Below are 13,756 nucleotides of genomic sequence, written 5' to 3' on the forward strand. Positions count from 1 at the left end.
AAAAAATGGTTAGACTTTAATATACATAAGTGTTTAAAGGAGGCCATGGGAGATGCCTGTACGCTACCGCTGCAGACATTGTGAGGTAGAGATTGGTACTTTGCCTTTCGATGCAGAAGAAACGGTTCAAAAGCTTCATTTGTTTGAAATAGGTGAAATCGATGAATTCATAAAGAAAAATGAGCGTGGAGAAACGACCGTTTACAGCATTTGTGAGCATTGTGAAGATTCATTGCGTCAGTTTCCCGATTACTATGCGTTAAAAAGATGGTTACAGTAAAGGAGTTGCTTTGGTCGCATAAACTGCGCCAAGGCTTTTTCCATTTCCGTTTTCATTTATCGAAAAAGAGAAGGGGGACTAGACGTGGATACGATACATCAAATATTTATAAAAGATAAACAGATTAATAATATGATAGAGCAAATTCAGAAAGAACAAGCAAACGATCACCTTATTACAGGGTTAACAGGAAGTGCAAGACCTGCTCTGATCCATACAATCTATCAAGAGACAAATAAACCGATTTATATCGTGTCCTCAAATTTACTGCAGGCACAAAAATTAGTAGATGATCTGACTGCGTTAGTTGGTGAAGGGCATGTCCATTATTACCCGGCTGAGGAATTTATCGCAGCGAATATGACGACTTCTTCCCATGAACTGCGTGCACAGCGTATTGCAACTTTAGGGCGTTTAGTCAATCAGGAACGCGGTATCTATATTATTCCCGTTGCAGGTATGCGCAGCATGCTAAATGCACCTTCAAAGTGGCTTGGATACGAACTTTCAACTTCTTTAGGCCAAGATGTCGACATCAATATTTGGCTGGATAAGCTTGTTGAAATGGGCTATACGAGAAGTGAAATGGTTACAACACCAGGTGAATTTACAATGCGCGGCGGAATTTTGGATATTTATCCGCCATATGCACAAGATCCGATCCGTATTGAGTTATTTGATACGGAAGTGGATTCGATCCGTACTTTTTCTGCCGATAACCAACGCTCGATTGAAAAATTAAATGAAATCCAAATTTTCCCTGCTACAGAGCTGCTTTTAACGAAAGAGGAACGTATAAAACTTGCAGAACGCCTTGAAGTATCATTGGCAGCCAGCTTAAAAAAGGTCCGTAAACAGGAAACACAGGAATTGCTCATGCAAAATATTCAACATGATATTGAGCTGCTGCGTCTTGGCCATCTGCCGGATCATATTGCAAAATATGGCTCGTTGTTATTTGAGCAGCCGTATTTTTTGGGTGATTACTTCAAAGAGAACGGCCTTGTCCTCTTTGATGAATTGGGCCGCATTCAGGAAGTGATGGAGGCTTGGGAACGCGAAGAAAACGAGTGGTTTATTTCATTGATCGAATCGGGCAAAATGCTTCATGATGTAAAGCCCTCCCATTCGTTAAAAGAAGTGCTTTCAATGCTGAAACAGCAGAAAATGTATTTCGCATTATTTACAAGAACATTTGCAGGCGTCACTCTTAAAAAGACTATCAACATTTCCTGTAAACCGATGCAGCAATTCCATGGACAAATTGCATTACTGCAAAATGAAATTGAACGTTGGACCCATGAGAAATTTGTCGTGCTATTTACGGCCAGTTCAGAAAGCCGGATAAAGGCGATGCAAAATTTACTGGATGACTATCATATTGCGTCAACAATCGGCTATGCTGATGCACCGGGGATTTATTTAGTTAACACGGCATTGTCTTCAGGCTTCGAGCTGCCATTGCAGAAAATAGCGGTTGTCACGGATGATGAGCTCTTTAAACAGCAGGCAAAGAAAAAATCACGTCCGCAGCAGATGACGAATGCTGAGCGAATCAAGTCTTATACTGAAATTAAATCAGGAGACTATGTTGTTCACGTACATCATGGGATCGGGAAATATATTGGCATTGAAACACTTGTTGTGAATGGCACGCATCAAGACTATTTGCATGTACGCTACCGTGAGGACGATAAGTTATATGTACCTGTAGATCAAATCGAACTGATTCAGCGTTATGTACCATCAGGTGAAAAAGAACCGAAACTTCATAAACTGGGCGGTACGGAATGGAAGAAAACCCATAAGAAAGTTTCGAATGCGGTCCAGGATATTGCGGATGACCTAATCAAACTTTATGCAAAGCGCGAAGCAGAAAAAGGTTATGCCTTTTCTCCGGATTCCGATGAGCAACGAAGCTTTGAGGCTGCTTTCCCATACGAGGAGACGGAAGATCAGTTACGCACAATCGCTGAAGTGAAAAAAGATATGGAACGAGAACGTCCAATGGATCGCCTCGTTTGCGGGGATGTAGGATACGGAAAAACAGAGGTTGCCATTCGAGCTGCATTTAAAGCCATTTTAGATGGCAAGCAAGTTGCCTTCTTAGTACCGACTACCATTTTGGCGCAACAGCACTATGAAACGATCTCGAAGCGTTTTGAAGACTATGCAATCAATGTAGGTCTGCTCAGTCGGTTCCGCTCCAAAAAGCAGCAGACAGATACGTTAAAAGGTCTAAAAGAAGGAACAGTGGATATAGTGATCGGTACACACCGCATTTTATCCAAGGATGTAGTGTATCAGGACTTAGGTTTGCTTATCGTTGATGAAGAGCAGCGATTTGGTGTTACGCATAAGGAAAAAATTAAGCAACTTCGAACGAATGTCGATGTGCTGACATTAACCGCAACACCAATTCCGCGTACACTTCATATGTCGATGGTTGGTGTGCGTGATTTATCGGTTATCGAAACACCGCCGCAAAACCGTTTCCCTGTCCAAACGTATGTAATGGAGCATAACGGCGCGCTTGTACGTGAAGCAATCGAGCGTGAAATGGCGCGCGGTGGACAAGTATTTTATTTATATAATCGTGTAGAGGATATTACAAGAAGAGTAGAAGAAATTCAGATGCTTGTTCCGGATGCACGAGTTGCCTTTGCGCATGGTAAAATGACGGAGGCAAAGCTTGAATCGGTTATTTTATCGTTTATCGAAGGTGAGTATGATGTACTTGTCACGACAACGATTATCGAAACAGGTGTAGATATTCCGAACGTAAATACTTTAATTGTGCACGATGCGGACCGTATGGGTCTTTCCCAGCTTTATCAGCTGCGAGGGCGTGTAGGGCGTTCCAATCGTATTGCCTATGCGTACTTTATGTATGAACGTGATAAAGTTCTTACGGAAGTGGCAGAGCAGCGTTTGCAAGCAGTAAAAGAGTTTACGGAATTAGGATCAGGATTCAAAATTGCGATGCGTGACTTATCGATTCGCGGAGCGGGGAATTTACTGGGTGCGCAGCAACATGGCTTTATTGATTCAATCGGTTTTGATCTGTATTCGCAAATGCTGGAAGAAGCAGTGGAAGAACGTCGAACAGGTGTGAAGAAAGAAGAGAAGCAGGATGTCGAGATTATGCTGCATGTTGATGCGTATATTCCGGATGCGTATATTCCGGATGGCTATCAGAAAATCCAAATGTATAAACGGATTAAGGCGATGGAACGCATAGAAGATTATTTGGAAATCATCGATGAACTGCAAGACCGCTTTGGAGATTTACCGGTTGAAACAGAACGATTGATGCGTGTGGCCCGTATGAAAGTTTGGGCAAAAGAGGCTAATGTGCTTTCAATAAAAGAAAAGCAGCAAGTTGTATCTATTATCCTTTCCGAAGAAGGAACGACCAATACAAATGGTGCTCAAATTGTCGAGCAGTCGATGGAGTTTGGTCGTGCGGTCGGCTTCGGAATGGACGGAACACAACTTGTAATTACAGTAGATTACAATAAGTGCGGGAACCACCTGCCATTTGAAGTAGTAGAAAAAATGATGCAGATTATCGCATCTGCAAAAAAAGATTCATAAAATAAGAGAAAGAGAGGAAAAATTAAAAGTTTCGGGCTTTTAATATTTCCTCTCCTTTCGTTTGGAAACAAGGAATGGATTATAAGAAAGAATGTTGCACACTATAATGTACTCCATTCGAATAATTTAAACGTTGAAGCAATTCTTCGCGGTTATGGTGTTCTTCACGCATGGCCAAAAATTGTTTTTCTCTTGTAGTGGAAGCGGAAACTAAATCGCGCTGACCATTTGGCTTTTCTAAATAACGTTTGAAAATACCGTTTTCAAATTTTGAAACAGATGTTGAACGTTCTTTCGACAAATCGGGGTAATAGGCTAAATGAGTACCTGCGTAATACTGATGCTGACGATATGCATCAGGTGTTGACGTAATAGGGTCGACTCTTACCATTACTGCACCTCCAAAAAGTTTGTTTTATTTTGTTTATTGCCTCTTTCATAAAAATAAAACTTAAAGTGAACGAACGCGTTGTAATTTCCTATACGGTGTTTCAAAAAAATAGGTCCTTCATCATATTCATTGCAACATGTACGAAATATTATTTTATCGATTTCAAACAATGCATAGTTTCATGTATTTCTTTCCATACTAGTAGCATCATGCTGTGAATTGATGGAAAGTGAGGGAACATGAACGATGAAAGCAACAGGAATAGTTCGCCGCATCGATGATTTAGGTCGTGTTGTTATCCCAAAAGAAATTAGAAGAACACTTCGTATCCGTGAAGGGGATCCCCTTGAAATTTATACGGACCGCGAAGGAGAAGTGATTTTGAAAAAATATTCGCCAATTAATGACTTAGGCGAATTTGCGCAACAATATGCGGAATCATTATTTGAAACAATAGGTACCCCAACATTAATAAGTGACCGAGATGAAGTAATTGCTGTTGCAGGCGTTTCGAAAAAGGATTATGTGTCGAGACGTTTAACTGTATTTGCAGAAGATATTATTAAAAACAGGTCACCTGTAAGTGAAAAGCTGGAGATGTCGATCGAACTTGTAGCAGGACAGTATGAACAGGTGAAATCGTATTGCATCGTACCAATAGTTTCGAATGGAGATCCGATAGGTGCTATTTATTTAATATCACGGGCCCATTTCATCGGTGAAGTCGAACAAAAAACAGCTGAAACAGCAGCCAATTTTTTAGCAAAACAAATGGAAAACTAAAATCACTTCAAAACGTCCATATTAATGGGCGTTTTTTTAATTCCTCGAGTAAAATTAGCAATTGGTTTTCGTGATATAATTAGTACATTGTATGAAATAGAGGAAGGAAATAGAATGACTTCGCAAAGTTATGGTATGAAAAATTATATGAAGGGCGCTCTTCTCCTGACAGTTGCGGCGCTATTAGTAAAAATATTAAGTGCAATCTACCGTGTTCCTTATCAAAATTTAGTAGGTGACCAAGGGTTTTACGTATATCAGCAAGTGTATCCATTTATTTCGTTTTTTGTCGTATGGACATCCAGCGGGTTTGCTGTTGCCATTTCAAAAATGCTCGCGGATGTTGAAGGTCGTGGTGGTACATATGAGGAAAAACGGTCTGTATCCCGCATCATCTTTTATTATTTAACAGCATTGGCTCTTATCTTCTTCTGCCTTTTATTTTTTGGAGCACAGCCATTAGCTGATTTGATGGAAGATCCTCAGCTGGCAGGGCTATTAAAAGTTGGCTCATTTATTACGCTATGTATGCCACTTTTAGCTGTTTTAAAAGGCAACTTTCAATCGGAAAGTAAGATGCAGCCGGTTGCCTATGCTCAAGTGTTTGAACAAATGATTCGGGTAGCGATCATATTGGTCGGAACAATTGTTTTGCTGCAGTACACACAATCTGTTTACGCAGCGGGGAAAATGGCGATGCTCGGTACAGTTGTCGGAGAAATAGCAGGGATTATCCTGTTGCTCTACTTTATGAAACGTCAGTATCAGCCAACCGGGAAAAGAGCCTGTGTAAAAATTTGGCCAATCCTAAAAGAGGTTACATTATACAGTATCGCGATCAGTATGAGTGCGCTGCTCCTATTATGTTTCCAGCTTGTGGATTCCTTTACGATTTACAAAATGCTTGTCCATTCGGGAATGAGTACACTCGAAGCAATGGAAGTGAAGGGGATTTATGACCGTGGCCAACCACTTGTCCAGCTGGGAATCGTTATTGCAACTTCTTTATCGCTGGCAATAGTGCCGCTTGTTGCATTAAAGGCAAACCAGCCAAATGGTCGAGGTGTAAAGCCATTTATCCAATTGACATACCGGAGCTCCCTCATATTCGGTGTAGCTGCGGCACTCGGATTAATACTTGTTATGCCTTATGTGAATCAAATGCTGTTTAAGACGGATGCCTACTCGAATGTATTGAAGCTATATTCGTTTCAAATTGTTCCATTATCGGTTATTTTAACATTTACAGCTATTTTACAAGGGTATAGTAAATTAAAAGGTCCTGCCGTTTTTTTAGGACTCGGAATCGGATTAAAATTTATAGGGAACATTATTTTTGTACCGCATTATGATGTGTTGGGCGCGGCAATTGCGAGTAATATTGGACTCATTTTTACAGCAGCTGCCCTTATCATTTATCTGAAAAAATTGACGGCGATCAACTTGGCGAATCGTACGTTCTATAAAAAACTGGCCATTGCCTGCCTCATCATGATAGTCGTTGTACAAGGCGCGGTTTATTGCTTGAATAGCTTGTTTACCGGCTTGTTCAGTCGCTTTGATGCACTTATTTACAGCGGGATGCTCGTCATGCTCGGCGCAGGGGCTTTTATTACAGCAGTCGCAAAAATGCGTGTATTAACAGAAAAGGATTGGTTTTTAATCCCGCTCGGCAGGAGAATGGCTGCATATCAACTATTGTTAAATCGAAAGAAGTAGGTGTATAACTTGAATCAGTTAACCGTTATTGGCTTAGGAGCAGCCGATTTTGAACAAATGCAAATGGGTGTTTATAAAAAAATTAAAGCAGCAAAAAAAATATATGTCCGAACAGAGGACCATCCTGTTATCCAGGATTTAAAACTGGAAGGAATCGAGTTTACGAGCTTTGATGATATTTATATTAAGCATGGTTCGTTCGGTCCTGTTTATGAAGAAATTGCACAGCGTCTTATTGAAGCTGTGGCACAGGAGGACATTATGTATGCTGTGCCAGGACATCCGCTCGTAGCGGAGCAGACCGTCCAGCACTTGATTGAAGCGGACCAGAGCGGACAGATCAAGCTTGAAATTGAAGGCGGACAAAGCTTTTTGGATCCGATTTTCGGGGCTTTAAAAATTGACCCGATTGAAGGGTTTCAGCTATTGGACGGGACGAGCATGTCCATTCATGATATGAATATGCGTCAGCACATTTTGATTGCCCAAGTATATGATTCGTTCAGTGCATCAGAAGTAAAACTCACATTAATGGAAAAGTATCGCGATGATTACCCCGTAACGATTGTGACGGCAGCAGGATCCTCACAGGAGTCATTGCGTACTGTGCCGCTTTATGAGCTTGATCAGGCAGCAGAGATCAATAATTTAACGACTGTATATGTGCCGCCTGTGAAATCTGATGAGGAGGCATTGCGGGACTGGACAACATTCCGTCAGATCATTGCCGCGTTGCGTGGTCCTGATGGCTGTCCTTGGGATCAGAAGCAAACACATGAATCTTTAAAAAAATACTTATTGGAAGAAGCGCATGAGTTTTTGGCAGCGGTAGATGCCGAAGATGACTTTGCTATGGTTGAAGAGCTCGGCGATGTTCTTTTACAAGTGTTTTTACATGCGCAAATCGGGGAAGATAATGGTTATTTCACATTGGAAGAAGTGCTTGCCTCGATTAGCGAAAAAATGATTCGCCGCCATCCGCATGTTTTTGGGGATGTGACTGCTGAAAATGCGGAAACAGTTGTTGCCAATTGGGAAGCGATCAAAAAGCAGGAAAAAGGCAATGCAGATGACGAATTACTATTAAAGAACGAATACAGTCCATATTCATCGCTTCAAACATCGTACAACTACCAGAAAAAAGCAGCGACAGTTGGTTTTGACTGGCCGAATGCTGACGATGCATGGGAAAAGTTTACGGAAGAGTGGCAAGAATTCCGCGAAGAAATAACGCAAGGGAATGAAATAAGCCGTACTGATGAATTCGGGGATGTATTATTCACTCTTGTGAACATTGCACGCTTTTATGAAATTTCACCGGAAGAAGCGATGCTGCATGCCAATGAAAAATTTGCACGTCGCTTTCATTATGTTGAGCAAAGTGTAGCAAAGAGCGGCAAGGCGTTCAGTGATTTTACTTTAGAGCAGCTGGATGCATTTTGGAATGAAGCAAAACAATTGGAAAAAGGAGAATAATGGGATGCGCTTAGATAAATATTTAAAAGTTTCACGTTTAATTAAACGTCGGACATTAGCAAAGGAAGTGGCGGTACAAGGCCGTATCACGATCAATGAGAAAGTTGCAAAAGCAAGCAGTACCGTAAAAGTAGGGGATGAGCTGGCAATACGTTTCGGTCAAAAAATCGTAACGGCACGTGTCGAAGAAATCCGTGAAAATGTAAAAAAAGAAGATGCATTAAAGATGTTTACAATAATAAAAGAAGAGCGTCTGGAAAAAGTTGAACCTGAATTTATTGATGATGAAGAATAAGAATAGGGCATGACCAACTTTTGAGTCATGCTTCTTTCCGTTGTTGCATATAGTGTACAACTATAAGCTCAAAGGGGGACTTGCATTGACTATTCATCAAGAAAGCGCGCGCTATACCATTTCGTCTGGGGATCACTTAGTAACGGTACGGAATCGTAAACGGATGGACATGACATCTGTTAAAAGTATCGAGCGATTTGACCAGGAAGAATTTTATGTGAATACATCACAGGGTCATTTATTGATTCGTGGGGAAGAACTGCGTATTGTTCATTTAGACGTGGACAAGGGATTACTGACGTTAGAAGGGGAAGTGAAGCAATTCCAATACGATGAAAGCGAGAGTGGCTTATCGAAAAGTTTCCTTCATAAATTGTTTGGATGATGATGAGTGCGCAGCTTATAAGCATTCTTGTCATGTTTATAAGCGGAGTTGCTGTAGGTGCAATAATCGATTGTATCCGAATTAATATAAATCGTATCCCTCTAAAAAATATTCGACGTATTACATGGGTTTTAGAATGGATAGTCTGGCTAATATTAGGGGTTACTACGTTTTATCTATTATTTTTAGTAAAAGGAGGGCAATGGCGGGTAGTTGATCCACTTGCCCAAATCGCCGGAATTGCAACATATGAATTGCTGTTCCAAAAAATTATCCGCTTAATTGGAAGAGTGTGTATTAATTTATTTGTGAAGCCGGTTTTTTTTATTGGACATGTAGTAGTAAAAATGGTGAAAAGTTTAATAAGACTATTAATAGGGATTGTATTATTTATTTGCCGTCCCTTTATTAAGTTTTTCAAGAAATATTTGTTGAAAAACTTTAAAACACAGCAGTGAACTCGTATAATGATAACAACTATTGATTGTGAGGGAGGAGACGGAAAATGGGAAGAAGAAATGTGCAAGATGAGCTACATAACCATAACGTCCAGTCGTTGAATAACGATTATGTCCGCTCAAATCCGCAAGCAAAAGCTCAAATAAAAGCAAAGATTGCTGTAAGACGTCGCAGAAGATTAGCAGTATTTTTCATTTTAGCAACTGTAGTAATAGCTGGATTAGTAAAAGCAAACATGGTCCAAAGTGAACGCCTCGCCGCAAAGGAAGAAACGAAAGCGGCGGTTGAAGAACGATTGGGAGAAGCGCTTCACAGACAAGAGCTATTAAATTTGCAGATTGCGAAGCTGGAAGATGATGAGTATATTGCAAAACTGGCAAGAAAGGAATTTTTCCTTTCTGAAGAGGGTGAGATTATTTTCACAATACCGAATACATCGGACAAGGAAAATAAAGACAAGCCTGAAGACGAAAAAGAGTGATTTAACCGCGAGAAAAAAAGAAAAATGTGACTTTGAAATTTAATAAAAAACCAGTCTGTATGGTAATTTCATGATAAAATATCTGGTATTAATTGCCTTTAGGTAGAGTGTCTTGTTGACACTCTTTTTATGTTAGCTATAATTAGAGAAGAAGCTATTGAACAAAAGTTTCATTATAATTGATAAATGGCTTTTCAATCGAAGAGTCTCTTAAAATTTAAGGAGGAGCATTTTTTTTATGTCAATTGAAGTAGGCAGCAAAGTACAAGGTAAGGTAACAGGCATCACAAATTTCGGTGCATTCGTTGAGCTTCCTGATGGGAAAACAGGTTTAGTTCACATTAGTGAAGTGGCAGATAACTACGTAAAAGATATTAACGAACATCTTAAAGTAGGCGATGAAGTCGAAGTTAAAGTGATGAATGTTGAAGCGGATGGAAAGATTGGTCTTTCAATTCGTAAAGCAAAGCCTCAAGCTGAGCGACCAGAGCGTCCACAGCGTCCTCGTCGCGAAAACAACCGTTCTAACGATCGTAATGATCGTCAACCAAAAGAGAACTTTGAACAGAAGATGGCGCGTTTCTTAAAAGATAGCGATGAGCGTTTAACTACACTAAAGCGTGCAACTGAGTCTAAGCGCGGTGGCCGTGGAGCTCGCAGAGGATAATTTTGCTGGCTGTTTGAACGTAGAAAAAGTGTCAAATAGATGATAAAGCGATGGATTGTAAGTGCAAACTTACAGTCCATCGCTTTTTTCGTGAAGAAGATATAGTGGTCCTGTAATTAGATCATTCTTTTTCGGTATTGTGCTTGATGAGTACACGAATTAGGGTAACAAAGCAAAAAATGCCTCCAATTAATCCGATTGCAATCATAATTATTTGTAGTGGGAGCGGCAAGTTTGTCAGGATGACGCCTCCAGCGACTAGAAGCATGCTAATACCGCAAAGAAAAGCTAAATATGTAAAGTTTTGTACCAAAGAAAACGCCTCCTCTTATGTTATAAGTATAAGGTATAAGGGAGATGGTGTGTCAGAAATATACAGAGTAGAAAAAGGGTAAAATAAAAGCCGCCTAGGAAAACCAAGTTCCTAAACAGCTTTTGAGATGACCCGTACGGGATTCGAACCCGTGTTACCGCCGTGAAAGGGCGGTGTCTTAACCACTTGACCAACGGGCCTATAAATGGTGGCGGCAGAGGGAGTCGAACCCACGACCTTTCGGGTATGAACCGAGTGCTCTAGCCAACTGAGCTACACCGCCAAAATTAACAACAAAATTAATAATACATTGCAGTCTATATAGTGTCAACACTATTTATTAATTATTTCCCCTTGCATATGATGCAGAATATTAATGTCTACTATTTTTTGTGATTACTAATAAAAAAAGCGTAAAAACGCGCATATTCCCGTAAAAAAACCGTCGAACAGTTTTTTTGTGCCAAAACTACAAACAGACAAAATTCACTTTTTCAGCTTTATATAATAGCGTTAAAAAGAAAAGGTGATAGTAAAAATGGTGACATTAAATAATCAAAACGAGTTTCAAACACTAAACTTAAGCTTATTCTTATACAAAGAAAAATCGAGAATAATAATAGCGGGTGTTATAGCGTTTGCAGCTTTTTGTTTTGCTCAAGCAGTCTTCTTTGAAGCTGTTACTCCGTTGTTTTTACCTTTTTGGCTTGTGATTCGAACGAGATTTGTCTCATTTCAGAAGAGTGCTCTACTAGGTGGAATACTCGGAACGCTTTTTCTTGGCTTTGGCCAGGCTGCCATTGTGTTAGTACAGCTCTTCTTCATGGAATGTCTTGTCCGGTTTAAGTTTATAAAACTATCCCCATACTTTTTATTGGGAAGTACAATTATTGCTATTCAGCTGGCATGGCAAATGATGCTTCATAGTGGTATGCCATCTATCATGACGTTATTTTATATCGTATATGAATGTTTTTTTGCAGTTTCCATATTATTTTTTATGCGTATTTTGACATTGCCAAGTAAAGAAAATGGAAACATTGAGTGGACAAGAGAAAAAATAACGGCAATTATTGTCGTTTTGGCCGGTATGTTGATCGGTATGGAAAACTTGACTCTTTTTTACTTTTCACTGGCACTGATCGTCCTTCATTTCCTGATTTGCCTTGTAGCTTATGCCTCAACGGTAGGAGCTGCAGTCATCTTTTCATTATCTCTTGGCTTTTTTATCGGTTTAGCGAACTTATCTTTCACAGGTATGATGATTTTATATGCTTGTACAGGGCTGGTTGCTGCATTTGTACAAAATCAGGGCCGTTACGTCGTTGCGGTATTTAGCTTTCTGCCAAGTATTTTTTTCTTCTTTTATGATGCGACATTACCGATTGATAGTGTTTATTTTATGTCGATGCTTACAGGAGCGGTAATTTTTCTGCTTTTGCCGAAAAATATACTCGAATATTGCAAAATGTATTATAAACAAAATACGATCAGCGTCATTCAGGTGAACCGCAATGAAGTGGTGGAAGTGCAACTCAAGCAATTTCAGCAATTTGTTTCTTTTATGAAGGAGCTTGTGTTCGATCATTTTACCCAAAATAAGACTAAAAACAAGACGGTGGCCGAACCGTTTCTAATTTGCTCCAGCTGTTTCAAATATGAAGAATGCTGGGGGAGGAACGGGGAGATGGAAGGAATTATCGATTCGTGGCGCTTAGCGAAAAGAAGTACGAAACCGGTAAGCTGGATTCGGGTAGAAGAGCAGCTGAAAGGGAAATGCATCAAATCTTCTAAATTGCTGGAAGAACTGGAGTCTGCTTTGCACAAAGAGCATATGGAAAGACAGTTCTATCATGGCAAAAAAATGATTGCCTTACAGCTTCGTGATTTGAGCAGCCACTTTGAAAAACTGTTGAACAGCCAGCGATTAGAAATCGGAACATCTGAAATAGATGGGGAGATGCAGCAATTTTTAAAAGAACATGATATTCACTGTTTGCATATTCAGTGGATAAAAAATGAAATAGGAAATCGGGAGTTCGTTTGTTATGTCGCAGATCATCGCGATGCACATGTCGTTATCCAGCAACTAGAGCAGCAACTGTTTGAATTTTTGCATGAACCTTTGAGAGGGGAACAGGTTTACGAGCAGCACTCGCCCATTTTTTATCGTCAAATTAAGTTTACTTCAGCAATTCGTTATCAGTTGGAGTATGATATATATACGTATTCCCATGCAAACCATGCAATTTCCGGTGATTCCTACCGTGTATTTCCAATTCATCCGGGTCTTATGGCGATTATGCTGTCGGATGGAATGGGGACGAATGTGCGAGCAAATCGTGAAAGTGAACGCCTAATTCAAATGATGCAGGACTGCCTTACGTACAATATGGATCCTGAAACAGCGATGCATACAATGCATTATGTGATGTCGCTGAAAAACGATTCGGACATGTATGCAACGATGGATTTTGCGCTTGTAGATTTACAGTTCGGCCATTTATGGTGCTGGAAAGCGGGAGGCATGACGACATATGTATTAAGAGGGAACGATTTATTCAAAATTGAAAGTACAAGCGCCCCGATTGGTTTTTTACCTAATTTCGCGATTGATACAGAAATGACACAACTATTGTCAGAGGATGTTATTTTAATGATTTCCGACGGGTTATTCTCACCATCTGCGCAATGGGATGCACAGGAGCAATTATTTATCCGGCTGATTCGTCAAGGGCTGGAAAACGGTGCTTCCATCCAGGTTGTACTATTCGATGTTATGACACAATTCAAACAAAAATACCCGATTGCAGACGATTGCACCGTAATGCTGTTCCGATTGCAGCATGTAATAAAACCGTGGCAAGTATTCAGACCAGCAATCACACATTGAAATGTAATTTGAGGTGA

13 protein-coding genes and 2 tRNA genes are annotated in these 13,756 nt (G+C 40.1%); 11 read left to right on the forward strand and 4 right to left on the reverse strand.

Features of this window, described 5'->3' with window-relative positions; genetic code table 11:
* The first annotated feature begins 52 nt into the window (after positions 1-52).
* Both MKZ25_RS00360 and mfd read left to right on the forward strand, forming a co-directional pair.
* Positions 53-280, forward strand: a complete 228-nt coding sequence (locus tag MKZ25_RS00360; RefSeq protein WP_079523129.1) for an anti-sigma-F factor Fin family protein — start codon at positions 53-55, stop codon at positions 278-280.
* A gap of 84 nt (positions 281-364) precedes the next feature.
* Entirely contained in the window at positions 365-3,877 is a 3,513-nt protein-coding gene (gene mfd / locus MKZ25_RS00365; protein ID WP_340799646.1) for a transcription-repair coupling factor, read from the forward strand.
* Positions 3,878-3,956: 79 nt separating this feature from the next.
* Here mfd and MKZ25_RS00370 read toward each other — a convergent pair whose 3' ends face one another.
* Positions 3,957-4,268, reverse strand: a complete 312-nt coding sequence (locus MKZ25_RS00370; protein WP_340799647.1) for a hypothetical protein — start codon at positions 4,266-4,268, stop codon at positions 3,957-3,959.
* Between the two features lie 246 nt (positions 4,269-4,514).
* On the opposite strand from MKZ25_RS00370, the gene spoVT reads away from it, so the two are divergent.
* The 8 genes from spoVT (at position 4,515) to MKZ25_RS00410 (ending at position 10,533) form a co-directional block, all read left to right on the forward strand.
* Entirely contained in the window at positions 4,515-5,051 is a 537-nt protein-coding gene (spoVT, locus tag MKZ25_RS00375; RefSeq protein WP_340799649.1) for a stage V sporulation protein T, read from the forward strand.
* 114 nt (positions 5,052-5,165) lie between these two features.
* On the forward strand, positions 5,166-6,770 hold the full coding sequence (locus tag MKZ25_RS00380; protein ID WP_340799650.1) for a putative polysaccharide biosynthesis protein: 1,605 nt from the start codon (positions 5,166-5,168) through the stop codon (positions 6,768-6,770).
* A gap of 9 nt (positions 6,771-6,779) precedes the next feature.
* Positions 6,780-8,246, forward strand: a complete 1,467-nt coding sequence (gene mazG / locus MKZ25_RS00385) for a nucleoside triphosphate pyrophosphohydrolase (RefSeq protein WP_340799651.1) — start codon at positions 6,780-6,782, stop codon at positions 8,244-8,246.
* A gap of 4 nt (positions 8,247-8,250) precedes the next feature.
* Positions 8,251-8,541: an RNA-binding S4 domain-containing protein gene (locus MKZ25_RS00390; protein WP_340799652.1), complete on the forward strand. Its 291-nt coding sequence runs from the start codon at positions 8,251-8,253 to the stop codon at positions 8,539-8,541.
* 85 nt (positions 8,542-8,626) lie between these two features.
* Entirely contained in the window at positions 8,627-8,926 is a 300-nt protein-coding gene (gene yabP, locus MKZ25_RS00395; protein ID WP_008408271.1) for a sporulation protein YabP, read from the forward strand.
* Entirely contained in the window at positions 8,923-9,384 is a 462-nt protein-coding gene (yabQ, locus tag MKZ25_RS00400; RefSeq protein ID WP_340799653.1) for a spore cortex biosynthesis protein YabQ, read from the forward strand. Before yabP ends, yabQ begins: the two co-directional genes overlap by 4 nt.
* A gap of 47 nt (positions 9,385-9,431) precedes the next feature.
* Positions 9,432-9,866 (forward strand): FtsB family cell division protein, encoded by a 435-nt coding sequence (locus MKZ25_RS00405; RefSeq protein WP_340799654.1) that lies wholly within the window; start codon positions 9,432-9,434, stop codon positions 9,864-9,866.
* 238 nt (positions 9,867-10,104) lie between these two features.
* The gene (locus MKZ25_RS00410; RefSeq protein WP_008408265.1) at positions 10,105-10,533 is read left to right on the forward strand and encodes a S1 domain-containing RNA-binding protein; all 429 of its coding nucleotides are present in this window, start codon (positions 10,105-10,107) and stop codon (positions 10,531-10,533) included.
* A 121-nt stretch (positions 10,534-10,654) separates the two neighbouring features.
* Here the strand turns inward: MKZ25_RS00410 and MKZ25_RS00415 are convergent, their stop codons facing one another.
* The 3 genes from MKZ25_RS00415 to MKZ25_RS00425 all read right to left on the reverse strand — a co-directional run bounded on the left by MKZ25_RS00415 (position 10,655) and on the right by MKZ25_RS00425 (position 11,129).
* Complete coding sequence (locus MKZ25_RS00415) at positions 10,655-10,846, reverse strand: sodium:potassium antiporter (RefSeq protein WP_340799655.1); 192 nt, start codon at positions 10,844-10,846, stop codon at positions 10,655-10,657.
* A gap of 128 nt (positions 10,847-10,974) precedes the next feature.
* Positions 10,975-11,046: transfer RNA gene (locus tag MKZ25_RS00420), tRNA-Glu, on the reverse strand.
* Between the two features lie 6 nt (positions 11,047-11,052).
* A tRNA-Met gene (locus MKZ25_RS00425) sits at positions 11,053-11,129 on the reverse strand.
* A gap of 255 nt (positions 11,130-11,384) precedes the next feature.
* Here MKZ25_RS00425 and MKZ25_RS00430 point away from each other — a divergent pair.
* Positions 11,385-13,739, forward strand: coding sequence for a SpoIIE family protein phosphatase (locus tag MKZ25_RS00430; RefSeq protein ID WP_340799657.1), 2,355 nt, complete (start codon positions 11,385-11,387; stop codon positions 13,737-13,739).
* Positions 13,740-13,756 lie beyond the last annotated feature (17 nt).

Origin of the sequence: Solibacillus sp. FSL W7-1464 (assembly GCF_038004425.1) — a bacterium.
GTDB lineage: Bacteria > Bacillota > Bacilli > Bacillales_A > Planococcaceae > Solibacillus.

What these genes read in the sequence shown, in the direction of transcription:
- MKZ25_RS00360 (WP_079523129.1), top strand. Translation starts at nt 53, where the DNA reads ATGCCTGTACGCTACCGCTGCAGACATTGTGAGGTAGAGATTGGTACT.
- spoVT (WP_340799649.1), top strand. Translation starts at nt 4,515, where the DNA reads ATGAAAGCAACAGGAATAGTTCGCCGCATCGATGATTTAGGTCGTGTT.
- MKZ25_RS00390 (WP_340799652.1), top strand. Translation starts at nt 8,251, where the DNA reads ATGCGCTTAGATAAATATTTAAAAGTTTCACGTTTAATTAAACGTCGG.
- MKZ25_RS00370 (WP_340799647.1), bottom strand. Translation starts at nt 4,268, where the DNA reads ATGGTAAGAGTCGACCCTATTACGTCAACACCTGATGCATATCGTCAG.
- MKZ25_RS00405 (WP_340799654.1), top strand. Translation starts at nt 9,432, where the DNA reads ATGGGAAGAAGAAATGTGCAAGATGAGCTACATAACCATAACGTCCAG.
- MKZ25_RS00410 (WP_008408265.1), top strand. Translation starts at nt 10,105, where the DNA reads ATGTCAATTGAAGTAGGCAGCAAAGTACAAGGTAAGGTAACAGGCATC.
- yabQ (WP_340799653.1), top strand. Translation starts at nt 8,923, where the DNA reads ATGATGATGAGTGCGCAGCTTATAAGCATTCTTGTCATGTTTATAAGC.
- MKZ25_RS00430 (WP_340799657.1), top strand. Translation starts at nt 11,385, where the DNA reads ATGGTGACATTAAATAATCAAAACGAGTTTCAAACACTAAACTTAAGC.
- MKZ25_RS00380 (WP_340799650.1), top strand. Translation starts at nt 5,166, where the DNA reads ATGACTTCGCAAAGTTATGGTATGAAAAATTATATGAAGGGCGCTCTT.